This window comes from Streptosporangium carneum (assembly GCF_027922005.1).
GTDB classification, from domain to species: domain Bacteria; phylum Actinomycetota; class Actinomycetes; order Streptosporangiales; family Streptosporangiaceae; genus Streptosporangium; species Streptosporangium carneum.
In genome coordinates this window covers 397,351-418,814 of the sequence record NZ_BSEV01000003.1, presented here as the reverse complement: position 1 = coordinate 418,814, position 21,464 = coordinate 397,351, and the positions used below count along the sequence as shown (strand labels likewise).

Here is a 21,464-nt window from a genome sequence, read left to right as displayed (position 1 = left end):
TTCACCGGCTCACCAGCGACACGATCGCGGCGGCGGCCGGTTCGACGAGGTCCAGCAGCCACCGGGGCGCGACGCCGACGGCCGCCGACAGGGCGAGGAGCGGCGCGATCGCGGCCAGCTCGCGCGGGCGCACGTCGAGAACGCGGGGCGTCAGCTCCCCGGGGCCGCCGAGGAACACCCTGTGCAGCATCCGCAGCAGCAGCGCGGCGGTGATGAGGATGCCGCAGACGGAGAGCACGCCCGCGATCACGGAGCCGGGCAGTCCGACGCCGACGACCCCGGCGAGGATCTGGAACTCGGCGATGAAACCGGACAGCCCCGGCAGGCCGAGGGAGGCGAACGCCGCCACCGCCGTCAGCCCGGTGAGGACCGGCGCGACCGCGGCGATCCCGCCGAACCGGCCGAGGTCGTAGCTGCGCGCGCGGTCCCACAGCACCCCGGTGATCAGGAAGAGCGCCCCGGTGATCAGCCCGTGGCTGACCATCTGGGTGACGGCCCCGCTGACGGCCAGCCTTCTGGCCTGGACGTCCCCCGCCGTCAGGCCCGCCGCGCCCAGCGCGAGCACGACGTAGCCCATGTGGTTGATCGAGGTGTAGGCGACCAGCCGTTTGACGTTCTCCTGGGCCAGGGCGACCAGCGCGCCGTACAGGACGCTCACCACGCCGACCACGACGACCGCCCAGGCGTGGCGCTGCCAGGCGCCGGGCAGCATCGGCATCGCGATCCTGGCGAGGCCGTAGGCGCCCATCTTCAGCATGACGCCCGCCAGGACGGCGGATCCCGCGGCGGGCGCGTCGGTGTGCGCCGGAGGGAGCCAGGTGTGGAACGGGACCGTCGGCGTCTTGATCGCCAGTCCCACGCCGACCGCCAGCAGCACGAGCCCCGAGACTCCCTGGGCGTCGGCGAAGGGCGGATCGCGGGTCAGGTCGACCATGTCGAAGGTGCGGGCCCCGCCGCCGAGGTAGAGCCCGATGAAGCCCAGCAGCAGCGCCAGCGAGCCGAGGAAGGTGTAGAGGAAGAACCTCAGCGCCGAGCGGGCCCGGTCGCCGTGCCCCCAGCCGACGATCACGAAGTACATGCCGACGATCGACAGGTCGAAGAAGACGAAGAACAGCAGCAGGTCCAGGGCGGCGAACAGGCCGGTGCACACGGTCTGCAGCGCCAGGAACAGCGCCGCGTACTGCCGGACCCGCTCGGTCCGCCCCGACGAGTAGACCGCGCACACCAGGAACAGCAGCGCGGTCATCGCGATCAGCGGCAGCGAGAGGCCGTCGACCCCCACGTGGTACCCGGCGCCCAGGGAGGGGATCCAGCGTGCCCGCGCCTCGTAGCCGATCCCGCCTCCGTACCCGAGCCACATCACCGCCGTCAGCAGCAGGTCGGCGGCGGAGGCGGCGATCCACACCCCGACGACCACGCGGTCGCCGAGTCCCGGCACGACCGCCAGCCCCCCGGCCACGACCAGGGGCAGGAAGATCACGACAGTGAGCACGCTCACCTCGCCAGCGCGACCACGACGGCCAGCAGGAGGAGCCCCACGGCCGCCTGGGCGAAGTAGGTGTGCACCTGGCCCGTCTGCGGCCTGCGGGCCAGCCCGGCGAGCCTGGCCGTCACCGTCCCGACGTCGCGCACGAGGCCGTCGACCCCGGCCTCGGCCCGTCCCCGCGCCAGCCTGGCCGCCGCCGTCCCGGCCCTCGGGACGCTTCTCACCACGCCGTCGAGCACCCGGTCGTCGAAACGGGCCAGCGACCGCGCCAACGCCATGACGGGCCGCCAGACCAGGGCGACCGCGACCCGTTCGAGCCCCAGCCAGTCGCGCAGGAGGGGAGGGGCCTCGGGCGCGCGGCGTCGTACGGCGAGCGGCACGGCGACGGTGACCGCGATCGCCGTGATCCCGGTGGCGAGCAGCCCGTCACCGCCGGGGCCGGGCTCCCCGCCCGCCCCCAGCAGCCGCCGCCAGGCCTCGAAGACCGGAGGCAGCCCGACCACGCCGAGCGTCGCGGCCGCCAGGGCCAGCACGGGCAGCGGCAGCCCTTCCAGGCGGCCGACCCGGCCCGTTCCCCGCCGCTCCGAGTCGTCGCGCGTCCACGGGTCCCGGGGACGCCACACCGCCGTCACCGCCTTGGCGGAGTAGGCGGCGGCCAGCAGGGCCGCGACCAGCGACAGGAGGTACAGCGCCGGCGACCGTTCCGCGACCACGGACAGGATGGACTCCTTGGTCACCCACAGCGACAGCGGCGGCACCCCGCCGAGCGCCAGGGCGCCCACGCCGAACGTCACCCCGACGAGCCGGTGACGCCGCGCAGCGCCGCGAAGCTCCCGCAGGTCCTTCGTGCCGAGCGCCGCCAGCCACGCCCCCGCGCCCAGGAACAGCAGGCTCTTGACCGCCGCGTGCGCGACCAGGTGGGCGGTCCCGCCCGCGAGGGCGCCCGTGCCCGCCGCCAGGACCATGAAGCCGAGCTGGGCGCAGGTCGAGGCGGCCAGCAACTGCTTCAGGTCCCGCTGGGCGAGGGCGACCGCGCCGAGCAGCAGCGCCGTCAGCGCCCCGGCCCAGGCCGCGGCCTGGGCGGCCCAGCCCGTCACGGCGAGCAGCGGCTGCGCGCGGAGCAGCAGGTAGGCCCCGGCGGCGACCATGGTGGCGGAGTGGAGCAGCGCCGAGACCGGGCTCGGCCCCGCCATGGCGTGCGACAGCCAGAACGACAGCGGCAGCTGGGCGGACTTGCCCAGCGCGGCGACGACGATCCCGGCGGCGACCAGGTCGTGCCACGGCCGCGCGCCCGCCGCGAGCCCGGCCAGCTCCAGCGACCCGGTCCCGGCCAGGGCGCAGCCCGCGGCGACGTACAGGCCGGCGTCCCCGGCGCGCGTCGTGACGAAGGCGATGCCCGCCGACCGCACCCTGGCGTCGTCGCGCCACAGGAAGCCGATCAGCGCGTACGACATGGCGCCCATGACCTCCCAGCCCATCAGCAGCAGTGCCAGGTCGACGGCCGTGACGGTGACCAGCATGGCGGCGGTGAACAGCAGCATCAGCCCGAAGAACCGGCACCGGGCGCGCCCCGCCTCCCCGGTGCCCCCGGCGGGGAGCTCGCGGGTGCCCCCGGTGGAGGGCCCGCGGGTGTTCTCGGCGGAGAGCTCGCGGGTGTCCCCCGCGGAGAAGACGAGCACCGCCAGCGCGACTGCGGAGACGGTGACGACCAGCACCGCGGAGAGCCCGTCGACCTCGACCCCCGCCCGCAGCCCGGCGAACAGCGGGACCGAGGAGGCGGGGCGGGTGAACGCGGCGAGCACGGCGAGCACGAGGGTGGCGGCCGCGACCGCGACGGCCCCCACGGGGGCGGCCCTCCCGGCGAGGCCTCCAGCCCCGCCGCCACGACCGCTCCTCCCATGCCCCGCCCCGTGGCCCGTCCTGACGTGACCGGTCTCCTCGCGCCCCGCCCCCTGGCCTGTTCTGACGTGACCGGTCCCCGCAGGCCTCGTTCCGCCGTGCCCGTCCCTCCCGAGCCCCGCCCCGTGGCCCGTTCCGCCGCGCCTCAGGCCGCCCGCGAGCACCAGCAGGACGCCGGTCACGCCGGGCAGGCCCGGCAGCAGCCACGCGAGCGCGCTCATCCTCGCAGGTCACCGGCCTCGTCGGTGATGTCGACCTCGCGGGCCCTGAAGATGGCGGTCGTGACGGCGAACCCCATGGCCATCTCCAGCGCCATGACGGTCACGGCGACCAGGACGAGCACCTGACCGTCCGCGGCCGCGGGGGCCACGTGGTACCAGAAGGCCCCGCCTGCCGCGATCAGGCCGTTGATCATGAGTTCGAGGCCCATCATCAGCATGACGATCGACTGCTGGGACAGCACGCCGTACAGGCCGACGGAGAACAGCGCGCACGCGAGCAGCAGGAAGGCCTGGAGTCCCATGTCAGGGCCCCTTCCCGCGGCGGCGTCCCCGGTCCGTCGCCAGCACCGTCGTGGAGACCATCGTGGCGAGGATGGCCACGCCGACGATCATCATCACGAGCATCTTCGGCCCCATGATCGACAGGCCGAGCGCGTGGGCGGGATCCGCGGGTGTCGTGCCCGTGCGCTCGGGCCACGGGACGAGGAACACCCCCGAGGCGAGCAGGACGAAGACCGTGCCCGCGATGAGCGCGGCCCCGCGGTTGTTGTGCACCATCTTCATGGGCATCAGCCCGGCGGGGTTCATCATGTACATGATCATGAAGACGGCCATGACGAGCATCTCCATGATCATCATGAGGATCACCACGAGGCCGAGATACTCCAGGTCGATCAGCAGGAGGGAGAGGCCGACGGCGATCAGTGACGCCAGCAGCGCGAACGTCGCCCGCGCCATGGAGTCGACGACGAACACCGCGACGCCGCACGCGACCGCGACCGCGGCGAGCCCCCAGAACGCCGCGGAAGCCCAGAACGCGGCAGGCGGGGCCGTCACCGCGCCGTGTCCTGTCACCGCCCCGTCACCACTCTGCCACCGCCCCGTCACCCCACCACGACCGCGACGACGAGCAACTGCGCGAGCGCGGCGGGGATCAGCACCAGCCACGACAGCCACATGAAGCGGTCCATCCGCACGGTGGGCAGCCCGCGCCCGCTCCACACCAGCAGGGCGAGCACCGCGGCGGTCTTGAGCGACGTCCACAGCCACGGCGGCAGCAGGGGGCCCGCCCCGCCGCCGAGGAAGAGAGGAACGGCCGCCGCGGCGACGACCGCCAGCAGGAGGTGGCGTCCGGCCTGGAAGAGCAGTCGGTCGGGCCCGGACAACTCGGCCCGCACTCCTCCCGCGATGTCCGGGCCGACGGGCCCGCGCATCGGCCCCCAGAAGGCCATCGCCAGGGCCGAGACGAGATAGACCGCGAAGGCGACGGGCATCCAGACGGCGAACCACAGCCCCCGCTGCGCCGCCACCACGTCGCCCACGCGCAGAGAACCCGCCCCGAGAGCCGCCGTGATCAGGGCGAACATGTGCGGGAGCTCGTAGGCCATCCCCTGCGCCAGGAACCGGTACCCGCCGACCAGCGGGTAGACGGAGTTCGCGCCCCACCCCGTCAGCCAGAGCGCCCCCCACGCGCCGACCTCCATGGCGTTGAACCACACGACGCCCGCTGCGAGGTCGGCGACCGGCCTGTCCCCGAGCGGCAGCACGACCCCGGCCAGCACCGCGACGACGAGGAGGCCGCACACACCGACGCGGACCAGCAGGGTGTCCGCGAGAGAGGTGCGCCGTCTCTGCTGGACCAGCAGCCGCGCCGCCTCCCTGAACGGATCTCCCGCGGCACTCAACGGGCCGCTTCTGAGCGGGCTCTCCACGGCGTCGCCGGGATGCGAGGCCGTGGGAAGCCCGCTCAGGACCGCGTCGAGGACGGCGGCGGCCAGCCCCAGCGCGCAGAGCGCCCCGAGCAGCGCGATCGGAGCCCACAGGGGCGTCGCCTCACCCATGCCGGGCCTCTTGGACGGCGGTCGGCGCCGGCGCGCAGAGCGCCCCGAGCAGCGCGATCGGAGCCCCCGGGGACGTCGCCTCACCCATGCCGGGTCTCCTGGACCTCCGGTCCGGGTGGCCGTCGTGCCGTCGGAGCCTCCTTCCCCGTCCCGGGCCGGGTCTCCTGGACGTCCGGTTCCCGCCCGGAGCGATCTCCGCCCTCCGCTCCCCGCTGGCCGGGCGGCGGGGAGAGCCGTTCCGGACTCGGGACGTCCGCGGGTTCCGTCTCAGGCATGGGAGGCCTCGCGCGCGGGCCGTACCTGGTCCAGGTCGGGGTCGAGGCCCGCGACGACGAGTCGTGCCGCCGCCAGCTCGGTCCCGGTGAGCAGCCCGGGAAGCGCGGACAGCAGCGCCTCGGACGGCCTGTCGCCGACAGGGCCGCGGGGGCCCGCGTCGTCGTCGAGCGGCGACCCGTCGTCCAAGGCGTTCAGGGCGCGGCCCGTCTCGTCGAGCCATGCGTCCAGCCTGGCGGCCACACCGTCTCGACCGGGGCGAGAGCGGCCGGGGGAGAGGCCCGGCGTGCCCAGGCCGCGCAGCATCCAGTGAAGCAGCCATGAGCGCCGCACCCGGCGGGCGAACCCGGCGAACTCTTCGGGGACCCCCTCGTCCCGCCGCTCCCAGAGCAGACGGTCGCGCAGCCGCCGCGCCTCCGTGGCGGCCCCGCCCCACCCCGCGACGGCCAGCAGCCGCCCGACGCTGTCCAGGCGGGAGGCCGCGCCGCGACGGGCGGCCTCGCCCCGGGTCACACGCCGCCCTTCGAGCGCCGCCAGCCAGGGGGCGTCCCAGAACCGTTCCGTGCCCAGTCCGCCCGCGACCTCGACCCGGGCCTGTTGGATCACGTCGCCTTGCAGGACGGTCTCCACGACGAGCCCGGCGGGCCAGTCGGAGAGCACGGGGCCCAGCGGGACGTGCAGCCGGTCGAGGGTGAGACCGTCGCGGTCCCGGCCTCTTTCCGCCATCGGCACCCCGCCGGGGTTACCCATGTGATGCCCGTGCCCGCCGTGTCGATCGTGCTGCCCGCCGTGCCCGCCGTGGTGTTCTTGCCCGCCCTGTTCACCGTGCCTGCCGTGCCCGCCGTGCTCGCTGTGCTGATCGTGCTGCCCGCCGTGCCCGCCGTGGTGTTCTTGCCCGCCCTGTTCACCGTGCCTGCCGTGCTCGGCGTGGTGTTCGCCGTCGTCGTGCTCGCCGTCGTGTTCGTCGTACGGCTGCGCCGGGCCGTGCCGCCCGTCCCGCGCGCCCGCGCGTCCGGCCGCGTCGAGTCGTTGCGACCGCACGTCGGCCAGGCGGTCGACCGCGCCGTCCAGCGCGGTCGTCACCAGCTCGGGACGCGGGTCTCCACGCAGCTCGACCAGTGTCCTGGGGGCGGGGACATCGGTCCAGACCACCTCGACGGCCCTGGACAGGGCGGCCGCGGGCGTGCCGCAGACGACGAGCAGGTCGGCACCCGCGGGGGAGCGCGCGCCGCGCCAGCCTCGCCGGGCCAGTTCGGCCTCGGCGAGCAGCCGCAGGCGGGTCGCGTGGGGGGCCGTGACGACGAGCGGCCGGGGGCGGGCGGCGGCGTACCGCGTGAGCCACGCGCTCAGGCCCATCGCAGTGCCCCCTCACGCCAGGCGTGGACGACCCCCACCATGAGCAGCCCGAGGAAGGCGAACATCTCCACCACCGCGCTGACGCCGACCTCGGCGACGACCAGCGCCCACGGGTACATGAAGACCATCTCCATGTCGAAGGCCAGAAACAGCAGCGTGACGGTGTACCAGCGCACATGGAAGCGGGACAGGGCGTGCTCCCTCGGCCGGGCGCCGGACAGGAACGGCCCCGCCTCCAGGGTGTCCGACGGCGCGAGAAGGAACGAGGCCGCATAGACGGCGAGCACCCCTGCCGCGAGCACGCCCAGCAGGCCGAGCACGGCGGCCCAGGGTTCCATGGATCTCTCCCAACGAATTTACTAAGATCCGTAGTTCCCAGTGGGGTGCCCGTCAACCGCGATCAGGATTCGTGTTCTCCCATGTCGGAGATCTTGCGACAGGCAATTGACCTGTCACTGGAAATGGCCATTTCTCCTATGAGAGATAGTAAATATTGGCGCGTCGTCTTCGCGAAGCCGCTCAGGACCGTACCCCGGTGGTCCCGTCCCCTCGGGTTCGTAGACGCACGACCTCGCTCCGCCTCGCGATCCGCGGCCTGAGGGGTAGGAGGGCGCCTGTCCGGCTGCTCCACCCCGACACGCGTATCGCCCGGGACGGCCCGGGTGCGGGCGGTCCCGGGCGATACGTCGTTTGACCCGTGAAGAAAGAACGATGAAAGAACCACGCGAAAGTCGGCTTGTTCGCCACTTCGCTGACGTGACCGACTGGCTGACGTGACCGACTAAACGCGCCAAACCCAGAGCGCGCGCGCCGTCTCAGTCAGCTTGTCGCAGTGGTAATTGCTCCATGACCCCTTGTTCAGGCCTGACTCGCCGTTGCTTCTGCACTGGTATTCGGCGGTCACCAGGGTCCCGTTCGACAGGTAGTAGTCATGGAATATTCCCTCACGAGCCCATGTGCCCAGCGGCGTGACCTCCTCTGACGCCGAGACCGAGGAAGGCGCTGCGGCATGTGCCGCGACAGGGGAGAGGGTGGTGAGGAGCAGGCCGGCCGCGACGCCGAGGCCCGCGCCCAGGCGACGGACGGAAAATGCTGAGCGCATCGTGTGTCTCCAGATCGATCGGTTTCTTCGACAACTGAAAAGATATTGTCCATCGCCTTCGCCGGGGCTTCAGGCCAGCTTCATCGCAGCCTCGGAATGACTGACGAATTCATTCACTCGCGCTGTCTCCGCGTCGAGGAAACCGGCGTGGTCCATTCGGAGGCGCGGTCACGAAGCCTTCTCCCGGGAGGTCGCGGCGCGCGGGCCATGACGACCGGCCACCTCCCCGGGTGACCGGTCGCTCACGGTCGCCCTGAACTCCCGCATCGGCCGGTGTCGGCGCTCCCGGCCTGGCGGGCGGTCGTAACGAGGCCGGTCTCACGGTGTCGTCCCGGACCCCGAAAGATCGTCGGGGCTGCCGGCGGTCCACGCGGCCTACACAGTTAGTCTGGTACCACTATTGGTATGAGTCTAATTATGGCACGATACCTTTATGAGTACCGATACAGACGACGCCAAGCCGTCGCAGCCGCAAGAGGAGATCACGCGATCCCGGCACGAACGGCGGCGACGTCAGACCAGGGAGCGGATCGCCAACACCGCACTGACCCTGTTCGTCGAGCGGGGCTACGACGCCGTGACCATCGCCGAGATCGCCGAAGCCGCGGACGTCGCGAAACAGACCGTCGTCAACCACTTCCCGGCCAAGGAGGACCTCCTCCTCGCCTGGCACCGCCCGGTCGAGGCCGATGTGATCGACATGATCGACCAACTTCCGCTGAGCACCCCGCTGCCGGAGTTCCTCAAGGAGGAGCTGCCGCGCCTGTTCACCGACCTGCCGGAGCTGCCGGAGACGCCGGACCACGAGGACCCGCGGGCCGCGGTCGACGAGCGGCTCGTCGGCGTCTTCGCCGTCATCCAGAACAGTCCCACGCTGCAGGACGCGTTGCGGCTGCGCGGCGCTCGTTACCAGGAGGACCTGGCGGCGATCCTGGCCGACCGGGTGCCCGTGCATCTGGGGCCCGTCGCGGCGCGGGCGATCGCCGCCTTCATCCTGACCACCGTCACCGCCATGATCGAGGAGGCGACACGGCTGCGGGGCGCGGGCCGGTCGCCGGAGCAGATCACCGCCGACCTGACCGACAGGCTCGGCCGAGCACTCGACGTCCTGCACACCGGCATCGGGAGCGTCGGCGGACGGGCGACGTCGTCCGAGTAGGCGGGCATCCGCAGGGCGTCCGCCGTGTCCCGGCAGGGGCGTCCCGCCGGGACACGGCCTGCTGCTTCAGGAGGCGTCGGCGGACCGGACGGATCAGGAGGCGACGCGCAGGACCAGCTTCCCTCTGGTACGGCCTTCGCCGAGCCGTTCGTGCGCCTCGGCCGCCCGCTCCAGAGGGAACACCTCCTCGACCTCCACGGTGAGGTGACCGCCGTCGATCAGCTCGCCGACGCGCGTCAGCGCCGCGCCGTCGGGCTCGACCAGGAACCCGGTCGCGCGCAGGCCGCGCTCGGCGGCCCGTCCGACCAGGTCGGGGGAGACCCCCGAGGGCACGGCGACCAGCAGGCCGCCGGGACGCAGGACGTCCAGGGAGCGGGTGCTCGTGGCGTCGTGCCCGTCTCCCACCAGGTCGACGACCAGGTCGACGTCGCCCACCACGTCCTCGAAGCGCACGGCCGTGTAGTCGACGACCTCGTCGGCTCCCAGCTCGCGCAGCCAGTCGTGCTTGGCCTCGCGCGCGGTGCCGATGACGTACGCCCCCAGATGCTTGGCGATCTGGACGGCGAAGTGGCCGACCCCGCCCGAGGCCGCGTGGACGAGCACGCGCTGCCTCGGCCTGACGCCCGCGGTGTCGACCAGGACCTGCCAGGCGGTCAGCACGGCCAGCGGTACGGCGGCCGCCTCGTCGTGGTCCAGGGAACGGGGTTTGCTGGCGAACTGCCGGGAGGGGGCGGTGACGTACTCGGCGTAGGCCCCCGCCTGGCGGGGGAACCACGGCATGCCGTACACCTCGTCGCCGACGTCGAGGGTGTGCACGCCGAACCCGAGCTCCTCGACCACCCCGGAGACGTCCCAGCCGAGGACGAAGGGCGGCTCGCCGAGGACCCCCGCCATGCCCGCGCCCGCCCTGGTCTTGGCGTCGACGGGGTTCACTCCCGCGGAGACGACCCGCACCAGCACCTCGGTCGGCAGCGGCTCGGGTCTCGGCACGCGGACGGGGTGCAGCACCTCGGGGCCGCCGAAGGCATCCTGGCTGATCGCGCGCATGGCGGTCATGAGATCCGTCTCCTCGCCTGTCGTGGCCACCGCCCAGCGCGGGTGGCGGCGCAGAGGTTATCCCTCCGGTGCAGGTCAGGCGGGCGGACTTGTCCTTTCCATGCCGAACTTCATGCCGAACCCCGTGCCGGCCGGTGCCCGCCGCGGGGAGAGTCCGCGAAGGGGAGCGTTCTCTCGAGCCTCGAGACGACGGGGCCCGGGGTTGTGGATCAGTAGTAACTTCGACCCATGCGACTGGGCGTTCTAGACATTGGTTCCAATACGGTTCATCTGCTGGTGATGGACGCGCACCGGGGCGCTCGGCCGCTGCCCGCGTACTCCCACAAGGTGGAGCTGAGGCTCGCCGAGCACATGGAGGACGGCGAGCGCCTCTCCGAACATGGGGCGGCGCGGCTGCGCGAGCTCGTGGAGGAGGCGCTGCGGCTGGCGGAGGACAAGGGCGTCGAGGACCTCATGGCGTTCGCGACCTCGGCGGTCAGGGAGGCGGTCAACGGCGAGGAGGTGCTCGCCGGGATCAACTCCGCGACCGACGTGGACGTCCAGGTGCTCTCCGGGCAGGACGAGGCGAGGCTGACGTTCCTGGCCGTGCGGCGCTGGTTCGGATGGTCCTCGGGACGGCTGCTGGTGCTCGACATCGGCGGCGGGTCCCTGGAGATCGCCTCGGGCATCGACGAGCAGCCGGACGTGGCCGTCTCGCTGCCGCTCGGGGCGGGCAGGCTCACCCGCGACTGTTTCACCGCCGACCCGCCCCCGGTCGAGGAGGTGCGGGCGCTGCGCAGGCACGTGCGCGCCGAGATCGCCCGGGTGGTCGGCGACGTGGCGAGGTACGGCCAGGCCGACCACGCGGTCGCCACGTCCAAGACGTTCAGGCAGCTGGCGAGGATCGCGGGGGCGGCGCCGTCGAGCGAGGGGAACGGGGTCCGCCGGGTGCTCAGGCACACCGACCTGGTCGAGTGGACCGACCGGCTGGCCAGGATGGACGCGCGTGAGCGGGCCGGGCTGCCCGGGGTCTCCGACGGGCGCGCGCCGCAGCTGCCCGCGGGGGCGATCGTCGCGGACGCCACGATGGACCTGTTCGGGGTGGGGGAGCTGGAAGTGTGCCCGTGGGCGCTGCGGGAGGGCGTCATCCTGCGCAGGCTCGACGCGATGCCGGAGAGGTGACGTTTACCTCCTCTTTAATAGGTAAGAGCGGGTTGACATGAGAACCGCTCAGGTGGAAGGCGCCGCGCGAAGAGCGGCGAACAGTCAGACGCTGGACAGACTCGCCCGTCTCGGACTCGCGTGCCGTGGTGTCCTCTACGGGCTCATCGGATTCCTGGCCCTGCAGATCGCCTTCGACGGCGGGAGCGGGGGCAAGGAGGCCGACAAGACCGGTGCGGTCGAGATGGTGGCCGAGCAGCCGTTCGGCACCGTGCTGCTCTGGTTGATGGTCGTCGGTTTCATCGCCCTCACCCTCTGGCAGCTGTCGGAGGCGATCATCGGCCGCGGCGAGGTCAAGAAGCGCGTCGAGGCGGGGGCGCACACGGCCGCCTACGCGCTGGTCGTGGCGACGCTGCTGAGCCTGCTGCTGCGCGGCGACGCGGGCAGCTCGACCGACGAGAGCTCCAAGGATCTCACCGCCAAGGTGATGGACCTGCCCGGTGGCCAGATCCTGGTCGGCCTGCTCGGCCTGGGACTGGTCGCCCTGGGCGCCTACTGGATCCACAAGGGATGGAAGAAGAGGTTCCTGGAGGACCTGCGCACCGGCGAGATGCCGCCGAAGGCGCGGCAGCTCGCCGAGAAGCTCGGTATGGCCGGATACCTCGCCCGCGGCGTGATCGCGGCCGCCGCCGGAGTCTTCGTCATCCAGGCCGCGATCACCTACGACCCCGACAAGGCCAAGGGAGTCGACTCGACGCTGCGCGCGCTGGCCGACACCCCGATCGGACCGTGGCTCCTCGGCGTCGTCGCCATCGGCCTGCTGCTGTTCGCGGTCTACTGTTTTTTCCAGGCACGCTGGCATCGTCTGTGACGAGTGGGGCGAGCCGGGATGGTTGATGCGGACACGCAGCTGAAAGCCGTTCTGGCAAGCCCCACCTATCTGTCTGGTAAGCCATCCCATTCCTACTTTTTCGAGACATCTACCTCCCCGAGCCCCGCGTCCTTCCAAGGGTGCGAACAACATCGGAGGGGCCCATGGACTCGGAGTACGACGGCGGCGAACGGGTTCTCCATCTGGCGGGTTCCCCCGACCAGGTGGCGAGAGCCAGGCGGCTGATCTCGACGGCTCTGGGCAGGGACCACCCACTCCACGACGACTGCGTGCTGCTGACCAGCGAGATCGCGACCAACGCGGTGATCCACTCCCGCTCGGGGGACGGCGGAACGTTCAGCGTGACCGTCTCCGGCTCGGCGGGCGTGGTGCGGGTCAGCGTCCGGGACGAGGGCTCGGTCGAGGCCCCCTGCGTCTGTCACACCTCCGTCGACGCGACAGGGGGCCGCGGCCTGCCGCTGCTCGAGGCGCTGGCGCACCGCTGGGGCTTCGAACGGGAGGCGGGGACGAACAGGGTCTGGTTCGAGCTCGTCCTGGAGCCCGCTCTGCTGTCCAGGGGCAGGCTGGCCACCGTCAGGTGAACCGCGCGACGCGCCGCGGAGACCGCGGTCAGGCCCCCGGCGAGGTCAGCAGCCGGTCGAGCACACGCACGCCGAACTCCAGGCCCTCCACGGGGACGCGCTCGTCGACGCCGTGGAACATGCCGAAGTAGTCCAGGTCCGGGGTGAGCATCAGGGGGGCGAAACCGTACCCCCTGATGCCGAGGGCGGCGAAGGCCTTGGCGTCGGTGCCGCCCGACATCACGTACGGCACCGGCCGCGCGGCCGGGTCCTCGGCGACGATCGCCGCGCGGAGCCGTTCGAAGAAGGGCGAGTCCAGCGGGGCCCAGGGGGCGTCCTCGAGGTTGACGAACTCCCGGGTCACCTTCGGACCCAGCAGGCGGTCGACCGTCTCCAGGAACTCCTCCCGGTGGCCGGGCAGGAAACGGCCGTCCACGTGGGCGGTCGCGGTGCCGGGGACGACGTTGACCTTGTATCCGGCCTCCAGCATCGTCGGGTTGGCTGAGTTGCGGATCTGCGCCGCGAACAGCGTGCCCGCCCTGCCGAGCCGCTCGGCCTCCTGCTCCAGGCGGTCGCGGTCGATGCTCTCGCCCAGGATCTCCTCCAGGCTCGTGATCAGGGCCGCGACGCCGGGCGTCAGCCGTACCGGCCAGCGGTGGGAGGCGAGCCTGGACAGCGCGTGGCAGAGCTCGGCGACCGCGTTGTCCACCGGCGGGCGGGAGCCGTGGCCCGCGACGCCCCGGGCGGTGAGCCTCATCCACGCGGTGCCGCGCTCGCCGACCGCGACCGGGTAGATCCGCGTGCCGCGGACCTCGACGCTGTAGCCGCCGGACTCGCCGATCGCCTCGGTGCAGCCGTCGAACAGCTCCCGGTGCCGCCGCACCGCGTAGTGCGCGCCGTACTCGCCGCTGGCCTCCTCGTCGGCGAGGAAGGCCAGCACGAGGTCCCGCCTCGGCCGCACGCCGCGCCTGGCCCAGTCGCGGACCAGGGCGAGCGTCATGGACAGCGTGCCCTTCATGTCGACCGCGCCCCTGCCCCAGACACAGCCGTCGGCGATCTCCCCGGAGAACGGGTGGACCCGCCAGTCGGCCGGTTCGGCCGGGACGACGTCGAGATGGCCGTGGATCAGCAGGGCCTCGGGCGAGTCGCCGGGGATCCTGGCGACCACGCTGGTGCGGTGCCTCGCCGACTCGAAGACCACAGGCTCGACGCCCGCCTCGGCCAGCAGCCCGGCCACGTGCTCGGCCGCGTGCCGCTCCCCGGAGCCCGGGTTGGTGGTGTCGAACCTGATCAGGTCCGAGCAGATCAGCGAGACCTCGTTGCCCATGGAAGAACGACCCCCGAAAACGACTGATCATCGGTGCCTACCCACGGTGATCGGGCCCGGCACCTCGACACGCCGGGCCCGCGGCTTCCGAGTCTTCGGATCGCGGGAGGGACCGATCCCGGCACTGCCGGAGCGAGACCGTCGCCGCTGAGGACCGAGAGCGGGACCGCGGCAGGCCGGCGTGCCCGACACCGCCCATGACCTGGACCGGATCGGCTGGAGGCGGGTGATCGGCGGCTCGGCCGCGGCGACGGGAGAGGTGATCGGTTCACGTGTTGTTGGCCCGGACGCCACCGGCCGGATGATCATTCGTCTCATGAGCGCCTGAAGAATGGGCAACGAATGATCTTCGTTGTGAAGATCTCCGGGCGCGGATCGATCGGTGCGCGCCGCGCACTCGTCGGTCCGTTCCCGCCACTGCTCGGCACGAAAGGAGTGACAGCATGCGCAGGTTACAGTCGATCATGGCCGTCTTGGGCGTGGCGCTCGCCCTCGCCCTGACCGGCGCCCCCTCGGCGCAGGCCGATCCCGGCCAGTCGAACGGCGACGGCACCGTATCCCCCGCCATCATCGGAGGGGTGGAGGCGACGCGGGCCTATTCGTTCATGGTCTCGATCCAGGACGCGGAGACGCACTTCTGCGGCGGCAGCCTCATCTCGTCGTCGTGGGTCGTCACCGCGTTGCACTGCGTCGTCAACCACACCCCCGAAGAGCTCAAGCTGCGGATCGGCTCCCTGCGCTGGCAGAGCGGCGGACAGGAGCGAGGGGTCGAGCAGATCGTCCTGTACCCGGGAGGCACCCCGGAGGCGCACGATCTGGCACTGATCGAGCTCGACCAGCCGGTGTTCAACGCACCGATCCGGATCGGCACCCGGCCCGCCGACGGGACCACGACCAGACTCATCGGCTGGGGATGCACGTCCCCCGGGGCGTTCTGCAGCCCGCCCGACGTGCTCCAGCAGCTCAACTCCACGCTCCGGCCGGCGACCGACTGCGACTCCGCCAGTACCCCGATCGATCCGGCCATCGAGGTCTGCACCGGCAACCCGGCCACCCAGGCGGGCCCCTGCCGTGGTGACTCCGGCGGGCCGCTGCTGGTGCCGGGGATCAACACCTGGCGGCTGCTCGGCGCGTTCAGCCGGATGAACGACCTCTTCTGCCAGGACGGCAAGGGCGTCTACACCGACGTGGCCGCCCACCGCACCTGGATCGAGAGCGTCACAGGCCCGCTTCCCTGACATCCCCCCGCGTCAACGGACCGGCCGCCGGTCGCGTGGGCGATCCGACTCGCACGACCGGTGGCTCGGGGGACGTCAGACGAGCACACAGTGGGTGCCGCGGTGACTGGCTCGATCAGCGGGGATGGTGTTAAGCTCCGGCTGAGCCCCGTATGGGCCTACGCATGGAGGTAGCGGCTACTCAGCCATTGCAGAGGTCGGCACGTTCCGTCTCTCGCAGCTCGTCGATCCCTGTCCTGGGATCGCTGCGCCCATCTTCACTGCGTAGGCATGCGGGGTGTTTCTGTGTCGATTTCCGGTGGCGTGGCCCTTCTCCGTGAGCAACCGACACGGAAAGGCAGTACATGAGCGAAGAACAGAGCGAGGCCTGGGAAGCGTCGGCCGACACCTGGGCCGGCCACGACGTCAACGAGTTCCAGCGGCAGGTCATCGCCGAGTTTCGTGCGAACAGCGGGAAGATGAGCGGCATGTTCGAGGGCTGGACGTTGGCCGTGCTGACGACCGTCGGAGCCAGGAGCGGCCTGCGCCGGGAGAGCATCCTGGGATACCTCGAATTCGACGGGAAAGGGATCGTCGTCGCGTCCTCGAACGGCGCCGACAAGCACCCCGGGTGGTATCACAACCTCCGCAGGAACCCGATCGTGACGGTCGAGACGGGTACCGACACCTATCAGGCGATCGCCGCCATCCCGCCGACCCAGGAGCGTGACAAGCTCTTCGACCGCGTGATCGCCGAGGCGCCGGGGTACGCCGACCACCAGGCCAGGACGACCCGGGAGATCCCGGTCGTGGTACTGCATCGAATCGGCCCCAGGCCTGGCGAGGAGCGGGTCAAGGGCATGGGCGACTGGATCGTCGAGGTGCACGACTGGCTGCGCAAGGAGCTCCAGACGCTCCGCGCCCAGGCGGATCAGGTGGTCGAGGGTGGCGCGGACACGATCGAGCGGACTCGGCCGGACCTCGCCCAGCAGATGCGCACCCACTGCCTCAACTTCTGCGGGGCGCTGAAGAAGCATCACGGCGGCGAGGACATGGCCGTGTTCCCGATGCTGGCCGAGCGGTTCCCCGCACTCGCTCCGGCGCTGGCGCGGCTCGGCGAGGAGCACAAGGTGGTGGCGCGGCTGCAGGAGGACATCCAGCGGCTCGTCGACGGCTTCGTACCCGGTGAAACCGACCCCGTGCGACTGCGCGCCGACCTGGAGCGGCTGGCGAACCAGCTGGAGTCCCACTTCAGATACGAGGAGGAGACGATCGTGACGGCACTCAACGCCACGGCCCCGGCTCCCGACTTCGGCTGACCGTCCACCGGCATCGCCTTCATCGCCGCAGGCCTCACCGCCCCCTCCTCCCGCGAGACCCCCTGACAGGGCGTGCTCCAACCGCGAGACCCGCGTCCATCTCCGCTAACGCAAGATCCGGGCCTGCATCCGGGAGAGAACCGATCAGCGGGCCATCGGCTGCGCCCGGGGCTCGGCGGGTGGCCGAGCCCCGGGCTTCGACCCGGGGCGCTACCTCAGCCTTCGCTGATCGCCTGGACGGGACCTGACAGGCGCGACTACGCGAATCGGTACTGGATCGTGTTGAACCCTCCGCCGGAGAACCCCGACACCGTCGACCAGGCGCCGCCGCTCACCCAGGGGCCGTTGTGCCATGTGCAGCTGCCGGGACGGCAGTACTGGGCTTCTACTCGATAGGACAGGCTCGTTCCGGTGCATGACACCTGGGCGTACGTCGTCCAGTTGGTGTCCTGAGCGCACACGGCGCTGGCTGAGTTCGCCGTCCGGGCACCGGCTGTGTGAGCGGAGGCCGCGCTGGGTGCGGCCAGTGACGCGGTTGCGATGAGCGCGGCGATCCCCATGCCGAGAAAACGTCTTGACATAGACACGTCTCCGTTCATAAAGGGTTTTACCAAGCTCTGGGAGCGTAACCAGGTAAAAGATCAGACGTACACTCTCGGTGGGCTTTTGGCGGTAAACATGTGGCTTTTGGCAGTAAACATGTGGTTGCGATTGTCTCGTTTCCAGAGTTCCGAGGCGGCTTGATCCGCAAACGCACGGGTTTCGAGTCTGGCTTCAGGCCGCGGCTTCGACCGTGGTCCAGAAGAAGGCGGCAGTGCGGGGGGACGCGGGCGCCGACGTTCCCCGCGGCGGAACGGGGCGCCCACCGCGGCGCGAAAACCACAAACGTCAGCGGTCGAACTCGTGGGCCTTGACACCGTTGAGGAAGGCCGCCCATTCGGCGTCGTTGAAGAATGGAGTCGGTCACCGACACCGGCTTTTGAAGTTGGTCGTGCATGGCCTTTCCGTCGCCGACAGGGCGGTGCGGGACCGCCTCGTCGATGAGGTGTCGGCGATCACGTTATCGAGCCAGAAGAGCATGATCGACTTCACTGATCTGAGCCGGGCAGGGGAGCTTCGATCGCGTAATTGAGCCAGGTCAGGACGTGTGCGTGTCGTCTGGACTTGGTCAGTCCTGTCCATGATCCTTTTGGTGGTCCATCAAGGACTCGCCGAAGGGGGGCGATCATGGCGCGGAAGGCGTTCCACGTGGTCGACATCGCAGAGATCCTGATGCATTGGCATGCCGGCCGTTCCGTCAGAGAGATCGCCAACAGCCTGGGCGTGGCACGTAACACCGTGGCCAGGTGGCTTCACCAGTCGAGAGTGACGAGCCGCTCGTGCCGTACTCCTTGGAGCAGGTCTTTCAGCAGTACGGCCAGCCCGGGGGGAAAGACCCGCTCCTTGGTCGAGTCGAGCTCGGCCGCGGTCCACCATTGGTGCCCGAATCCGTCATCTCCAGATCCGGAGACTTCCCCCAATGGGACCCGGGCGAAGAAGTACGTATGCACGGTGTAGTAGCGCCTTCCCTGGATGGACCACTCTCCCGCGTTGACTGCCACCGGTTCGCCCAGGTCGTGGGGCGTGAGGTTGAAGCCGGTCTCTTCGTGCACCTCTCGACACGCCGCTTCCACCGCTGATTCGCCCGGTTCGATCCCGCCGCCGGGAAGGTGCCATGCGGGCTCGCGCGGCCAGGGGTCGGGCGGGACGAAGCGGAACATCAGCGCGCGGTCGGCGGGATCGACGAGGATGACGCGCGCCGTGGGGCGGTTCGTGATCATTTGTCTGAGGGTACTCGCCAACCCGGCGAAGGTTTCCGGTTCACGGCACTAGCAATTCATCCCGCATCGCCATGTTCAACACGCGAAGCACCGCCCGGCGATCGCCCTGCGATGGCACAGCTCTCGACAGGGCTGGGGGCGATCGACGCCGCACGACCTCCTTCGTCGGCCGCACGGCAACGGTTTACCTTTTCATCTCTCCTGATCAAGCCGAGGCAGCAGAAGCCCCAAGCACAGTGCCGAACCCACAGGAATACCATTACAACGGAATATATTGGGCATCGGCTCCAAGCAAGTCAGCGTCTTCAGTGGCTCAATTCCGTGATCGTTGCCCGGCTCGATTAGACGATCGCTGACAATGAGGCGGCGCAACGTCGGGGACGGAGGGGAATCGCGGGTGAGAACCTCCTGGCGTTCCGATCGTGCCGTTACAGCCTGCTCGTCATCACCCAGTAGGACACGGGCGTGGTTTCCGAGGTCCCGGAGCACGGCGAGGCGGGAATCGCCCTCCCACCGTGCTCGGCTAGGCGAAGACCCATTCCATGAACAGGCCGTAGTCGCCGCGGCCGGAGAACCCGTTGAGCATCGGCGGCATCTCCATGAGCACGTCCTCGGTGAGCAGCCGCTTGAGGCCCTCGACGTCGGCGAGCTCGAACGCCCTCATGTAGCGTTCGACCCAGGCGACGTGCTCTCCCCGGACGAGTGGCCCGAGCGGGTCCGGGCGGCCACCGGTCCTGACGGCAGCGGTCGGCGGCCGCGAACCTCCAGGCCGGTCAGGCAGGCGTTCGTCGCGATCCGGTAGAGCCAGGTCGTCTGAAACTGACAGACATCGTTGACACCCAGGTCTTCAGGGACGGCCTGACCGCCGCCGTCCGGCCGGGCGTGCGGCCTCTTCGGGCCGGTCCCGGCGGGTCGTGGTCGAGCGCCGGGAGCCCGCGTCCTCACGCGATGAGGACGCGGGCTCCCGCACCGCCTGTCAGCGGTCGAACTCGCGGGCTTTGACGCCGTTGAGGAAGGCGGCCCATTCGGCGTCGTTGAAGAACAGCACCGGGCCGGAGGGGTCCTTGCTGTCGCGGAGGGCGAGGACGGCGTCCTGCTTGTGGTCGGGGCGCTGGGCGGGGTGCTCCAGCTCGGCGACCTCGACGCAGTCACCGCCGTTGTTCCCGCTGAGGCTGGACTTCCGCCACTTCAGGGTGTTCAGGTCCATCGCTCTTCCGCCGTTCTCCTGATGAGGTCTATGGACATGCTCTGCGGCAGTGCCTCCGTGCGAATGGCTTCGAATAGCCGTACGGCCTCCGCCACCTCCGATGGGTCGCCGGTCGTCAGGCCACGAATCGCCGTTTCGAAATATGCCATGTCCGTTCCGCTCTCCGAGGTGGCGATGGCGAATCCGGCCAGGAGTCCGAAACGGACGACGGACATCGGCACCACCTGAATGCTAATCATGGAGTCGGCCACCGACACTAGCTTTTGAAGTTGGTCGTGCATGACCTTTCCGCCGCCGACTGGACGGTGCAGGACCGCCTCGTCGATGAGGCAGCGCAATGTCGGCGGCGGAGGGTCTTCGCGGGAGAGAACGCCCTGCCGATCCAGTCGCGCCGCGACTGCCTGCTCGTCGTCACCCAGCAGGGCGTGGGCGTAGTCCTTGGTCTGGAGCAGGCCGGGCATGACCAGGGGCTGGTAGGTACGCAGGGCCACGGCCGCCTGTTCCTTCTCGTGCCAGGTGCCGAACCACGAGGGGAACACCTGGCCCTTGCGCCAGTCGAGCAGGCGCAGCAGCAGGCCGCCGGTGTCGAGGGCGGTGTCGGCGGCGCGGGCGAAGTCGGGGCTCGCGGGGAGCTGGCCTGTCTCGACGCCGCTGACCAGGCTCTCGCTGAAGTGGACCCTCGCCGCGAACTGCGCCTGGGTGAGCCCGGCGACGCGCCGGTGGTGGCGCAGCTCCCTGCCCCATATGGCCTGCGGTGTGTTTGGATCTCCCATCTTGACCTCTCCTGCCGGAATTCAACGCGGGGGACCGGCCGCCAATTTGTCTCATGGTAGCCATTCGCCTACTTAGCGTAGCGATTCCTTGGCAGTCTGGGGCCGGGACGGAGAGAAAAAGGGAAGTGGTCCATGACAATCGACGCCGACCCGAGGAAGGCGCTCACGGTGAGACAACTCCTCGCCGCCGAGAATCCGATTTCCGTGCTGGGGGAGAAAAGCATTCCGTACAAACCGGAATGCGTCGCGAGCGCGCGTGGATTCGTGCGGGACATCGCCCGCGACTGGGGGGTTCCCGAGGAAATCCGAGAGGTCGTGGAATTGCTCGCCTCGGAACTGGTCACGAACGCGATCGTCCACGGCCGGGGTTGCCGCGACGGGCTCGCCGTTCACGTCGCGGTGTACCGCGAGGGCAGGATCATGGTCGTCGAGGTCCACGACGGCAACAGGGACGCCCCGGTCGTGGCGGCCCCGGGGGAGCGGGAGGAGTCCGGGCGCGGCATGGCCCTGGTCGCCGGGCTGGCTCGGAGCTGGGGCTTCCGCGACACGCGCCTCGGCAAGGCCGTCTTCTTCGAACTGCTCGCCTGGCCGTGAGGCCCCGTCCGGTCGGCGCAGGTGAGGCCTTCAGTCCAGCCGTGCTCACCGGTGGCGTATCGGTAGGGGGTGGCGCCGGTCCCGGCGCTCACGGAACCCGCCTTTCCCGTTACTGAAACCGATCTTTACTATAGATCACATCATATGTGATGATCACTCTGCTTTAGTACACCTGTTCGAAAGGCTGGAGTGAACACATCACTCATAGCGTCCGGCCTAACC

The 21,464-nt window shown here is 70.5% G+C and carries 23 protein-coding genes and 1 pseudogene; 9 read left to right on the top strand and 15 right to left on the bottom strand.

Annotation, left to right across the window (positions count from 1 at the left end; all coding sequences use genetic code 11):
- Position 1: 1 nt before the first annotated feature.
- The 8 genes from PKF00_RS11350 to PKF00_RS11315 all read right to left on the bottom strand — a co-directional run bounded on the left by PKF00_RS11350 (position 2) and on the right by PKF00_RS11315 (position 8,178).
- Positions 2-1,498: a complex I subunit 4 family protein gene (locus tag PKF00_RS11350; RefSeq protein ID WP_271217393.1), complete on the bottom strand. Its 1,497-nt coding sequence runs from the start codon at positions 1,496-1,498 to the stop codon at positions 2-4.
- Complete coding sequence (locus tag PKF00_RS11345; protein ID WP_271217392.1) at positions 1,495-3,606, bottom strand: NADH-quinone oxidoreductase subunit 5 family protein; 2,112 nt, start codon at positions 3,604-3,606, stop codon at positions 1,495-1,497. The genes PKF00_RS11350 and PKF00_RS11345 overlap by 4 nt, the downstream gene beginning before the upstream one ends.
- Entirely contained in the window at positions 3,603-3,908 is a 306-nt protein-coding gene (nuoK, locus tag PKF00_RS11340; protein ID WP_271217391.1) for an NADH-quinone oxidoreductase subunit NuoK, read from the bottom strand. The genes PKF00_RS11345 and nuoK overlap by 4 nt, the downstream gene beginning before the upstream one ends.
- A 1-nt stretch (position 3,909) precedes the next feature.
- Positions 3,910-4,443 carry an NADH-quinone oxidoreductase subunit J gene (locus tag PKF00_RS11335; protein WP_271217390.1) on the bottom strand — a complete coding sequence of 178 codons (534 nt, stop codon included), beginning with the start codon at positions 4,441-4,443 and terminating at the stop codon, positions 3,910-3,912.
- 47 nt (positions 4,444-4,490) lie between these two features.
- Positions 4,491-5,447: a complex I subunit 1 family protein gene (locus PKF00_RS11330; protein WP_271217389.1), complete on the bottom strand. Its 957-nt coding sequence runs from the start codon at positions 5,445-5,447 to the stop codon at positions 4,491-4,493.
- Between the two features lie 267 nt (positions 5,448-5,714).
- Complete coding sequence (locus PKF00_RS11325; protein WP_271217388.1) at positions 5,715-7,076, bottom strand: hypothetical protein; 1,362 nt, start codon at positions 7,074-7,076, stop codon at positions 5,715-5,717.
- Entirely contained in the window at positions 7,067-7,414 is a 348-nt protein-coding gene (locus PKF00_RS11320) for an NADH-quinone oxidoreductase subunit A (protein WP_271217387.1), read from the bottom strand. Before PKF00_RS11320 ends, PKF00_RS11325 begins: the two co-directional genes overlap by 10 nt.
- Positions 7,415-7,857: 443 nt before the next feature.
- Positions 7,858-8,178 carry a hypothetical protein gene (locus tag PKF00_RS11315; protein WP_271217386.1) on the bottom strand — a complete coding sequence of 107 codons (321 nt, stop codon included), beginning with the start codon at positions 8,176-8,178 and terminating at the stop codon, positions 7,858-7,860.
- Positions 8,179-8,611: 433 nt separating this feature from the next.
- On the opposite strand from PKF00_RS11315, the gene PKF00_RS11310 reads away from it, so the two are divergent.
- A complete protein-coding gene (locus PKF00_RS11310) occupies positions 8,612-9,337 on the top strand; it encodes a TetR/AcrR family transcriptional regulator (protein WP_271217385.1) in 726 nt (241 codons plus the stop codon).
- 93 nt (positions 9,338-9,430) lie between these two features.
- Here the strand turns inward: PKF00_RS11310 and PKF00_RS11305 are convergent, their stop codons facing one another.
- Complete coding sequence (locus PKF00_RS11305) at positions 9,431-10,393, bottom strand: NADP-dependent oxidoreductase (RefSeq protein WP_425582150.1); 963 nt, start codon at positions 10,391-10,393, stop codon at positions 9,431-9,433.
- A 279-nt stretch (positions 10,394-10,672) separates the two neighbouring features.
- Here PKF00_RS11305 and PKF00_RS11300 point away from each other — a divergent pair, with 279 nt between their 5' ends.
- From PKF00_RS11300 to PKF00_RS11290, 3 genes are all read left to right on the top strand, one after another.
- On the top strand, positions 10,673-11,554 hold the full coding sequence (locus tag PKF00_RS11300) for a Ppx/GppA family phosphatase (RefSeq protein ID WP_271217384.1): 882 nt from the start codon (positions 10,673-10,675) through the stop codon (positions 11,552-11,554).
- A 37-nt stretch (positions 11,555-11,591) separates the two neighbouring features.
- Positions 11,592-12,404, top strand: a complete 813-nt coding sequence (locus PKF00_RS11295) for a DUF1206 domain-containing protein (protein ID WP_271217383.1) — start codon at positions 11,592-11,594, stop codon at positions 12,402-12,404.
- Between the two features lie 164 nt (positions 12,405-12,568).
- A complete protein-coding gene (locus PKF00_RS11290; protein WP_271217382.1) occupies positions 12,569-13,006 on the top strand; it encodes an ATP-binding protein in 438 nt (145 codons plus the stop codon).
- 28 nt (positions 13,007-13,034) lie between these two features.
- Here the strand turns inward: PKF00_RS11290 and PKF00_RS11285 are convergent, their stop codons facing one another.
- Positions 13,035-14,312: a M20/M25/M40 family metallo-hydrolase gene (locus PKF00_RS11285; protein WP_271217381.1), complete on the bottom strand. Its 1,278-nt coding sequence runs from the start codon at positions 14,310-14,312 to the stop codon at positions 13,035-13,037.
- Between the two features lie 181 nt (positions 14,313-14,493).
- Here PKF00_RS11285 and PKF00_RS11280 point away from each other — a divergent pair, with 181 nt between their 5' ends.
- From PKF00_RS11280 to PKF00_RS11270, 3 genes are all read left to right on the top strand, one after another.
- A complete protein-coding gene (locus tag PKF00_RS11280; RefSeq protein WP_271217380.1) occupies positions 14,494-14,640 on the top strand; it encodes a hypothetical protein in 147 nt (48 codons plus the stop codon).
- Between the two features lie 115 nt (positions 14,641-14,755).
- Positions 14,756-15,550, top strand: a complete 795-nt coding sequence (locus tag PKF00_RS11275) for a S1 family peptidase (protein ID WP_271217379.1) — start codon at positions 14,756-14,758, stop codon at positions 15,548-15,550.
- A 344-nt stretch (positions 15,551-15,894) separates the two neighbouring features.
- Positions 15,895-16,848, top strand: a complete 954-nt coding sequence (locus PKF00_RS11270; RefSeq protein ID WP_271217378.1) for a nitroreductase/quinone reductase family protein — start codon at positions 15,895-15,897, stop codon at positions 16,846-16,848.
- A 257-nt stretch (positions 16,849-17,105) separates the two neighbouring features.
- On the opposite strand, the gene PKF00_RS11265 is transcribed toward PKF00_RS11270, so the two are convergent.
- Positions 17,106-17,429: a hypothetical protein gene (locus tag PKF00_RS11265; RefSeq protein ID WP_271217377.1), complete on the bottom strand. Its 324-nt coding sequence runs from the start codon at positions 17,427-17,429 to the stop codon at positions 17,106-17,108.
- Positions 17,430-18,075: 646 nt separating this feature from the next.
- Here PKF00_RS11265 and PKF00_RS44650 point away from each other — a divergent pair.
- Positions 18,076-18,162: pseudogene (locus tag PKF00_RS44650) on the top strand (hypothetical protein); the annotation flags it as partial.
- A gap of 38 nt (positions 18,163-18,200) precedes the next feature.
- On the opposite strand, the gene PKF00_RS11260 reads toward PKF00_RS44650, so the two are convergent.
- The 4 genes from PKF00_RS11260 to PKF00_RS11245 all read right to left on the bottom strand — a co-directional run bounded on the left by PKF00_RS11260 (position 18,201) and on the right by PKF00_RS11245 (position 20,648).
- The gene (locus tag PKF00_RS11260; RefSeq protein ID WP_271217376.1) at positions 18,201-18,668 is read right to left on the bottom strand and encodes an NUDIX hydrolase; all 468 of its coding nucleotides are present in this window, start codon (positions 18,666-18,668) and stop codon (positions 18,201-18,203) included.
- A gap of 523 nt (positions 18,669-19,191) precedes the next feature.
- Positions 19,192-19,332 carry a hypothetical protein gene (locus tag PKF00_RS11255; protein ID WP_271217375.1) on the bottom strand — a complete coding sequence of 47 codons (141 nt, stop codon included), beginning with the start codon at positions 19,330-19,332 and terminating at the stop codon, positions 19,192-19,194.
- A gap of 312 nt (positions 19,333-19,644) precedes the next feature.
- A complete protein-coding gene (locus PKF00_RS11250) occupies positions 19,645-19,875 on the bottom strand; it encodes a DUF397 domain-containing protein (RefSeq protein WP_271217374.1) in 231 nt (76 codons plus the stop codon).
- Complete coding sequence (locus tag PKF00_RS11245; RefSeq protein WP_271217373.1) at positions 19,866-20,648, bottom strand: helix-turn-helix domain-containing protein; 783 nt, start codon at positions 20,646-20,648, stop codon at positions 19,866-19,868. The genes PKF00_RS11250 and PKF00_RS11245 overlap by 10 nt, the downstream gene beginning before the upstream one ends.
- A 132-nt stretch (positions 20,649-20,780) precedes the next feature.
- On the opposite strand from PKF00_RS11245, the gene PKF00_RS11240 reads away from it, so the two are divergent.
- The gene (locus PKF00_RS11240; protein WP_271217372.1) at positions 20,781-21,242 is read left to right on the top strand and encodes an ATP-binding protein; all 462 of its coding nucleotides are present in this window, start codon (positions 20,781-20,783) and stop codon (positions 21,240-21,242) included.
- Positions 21,243-21,464: the final 222 nt, after the last annotated feature.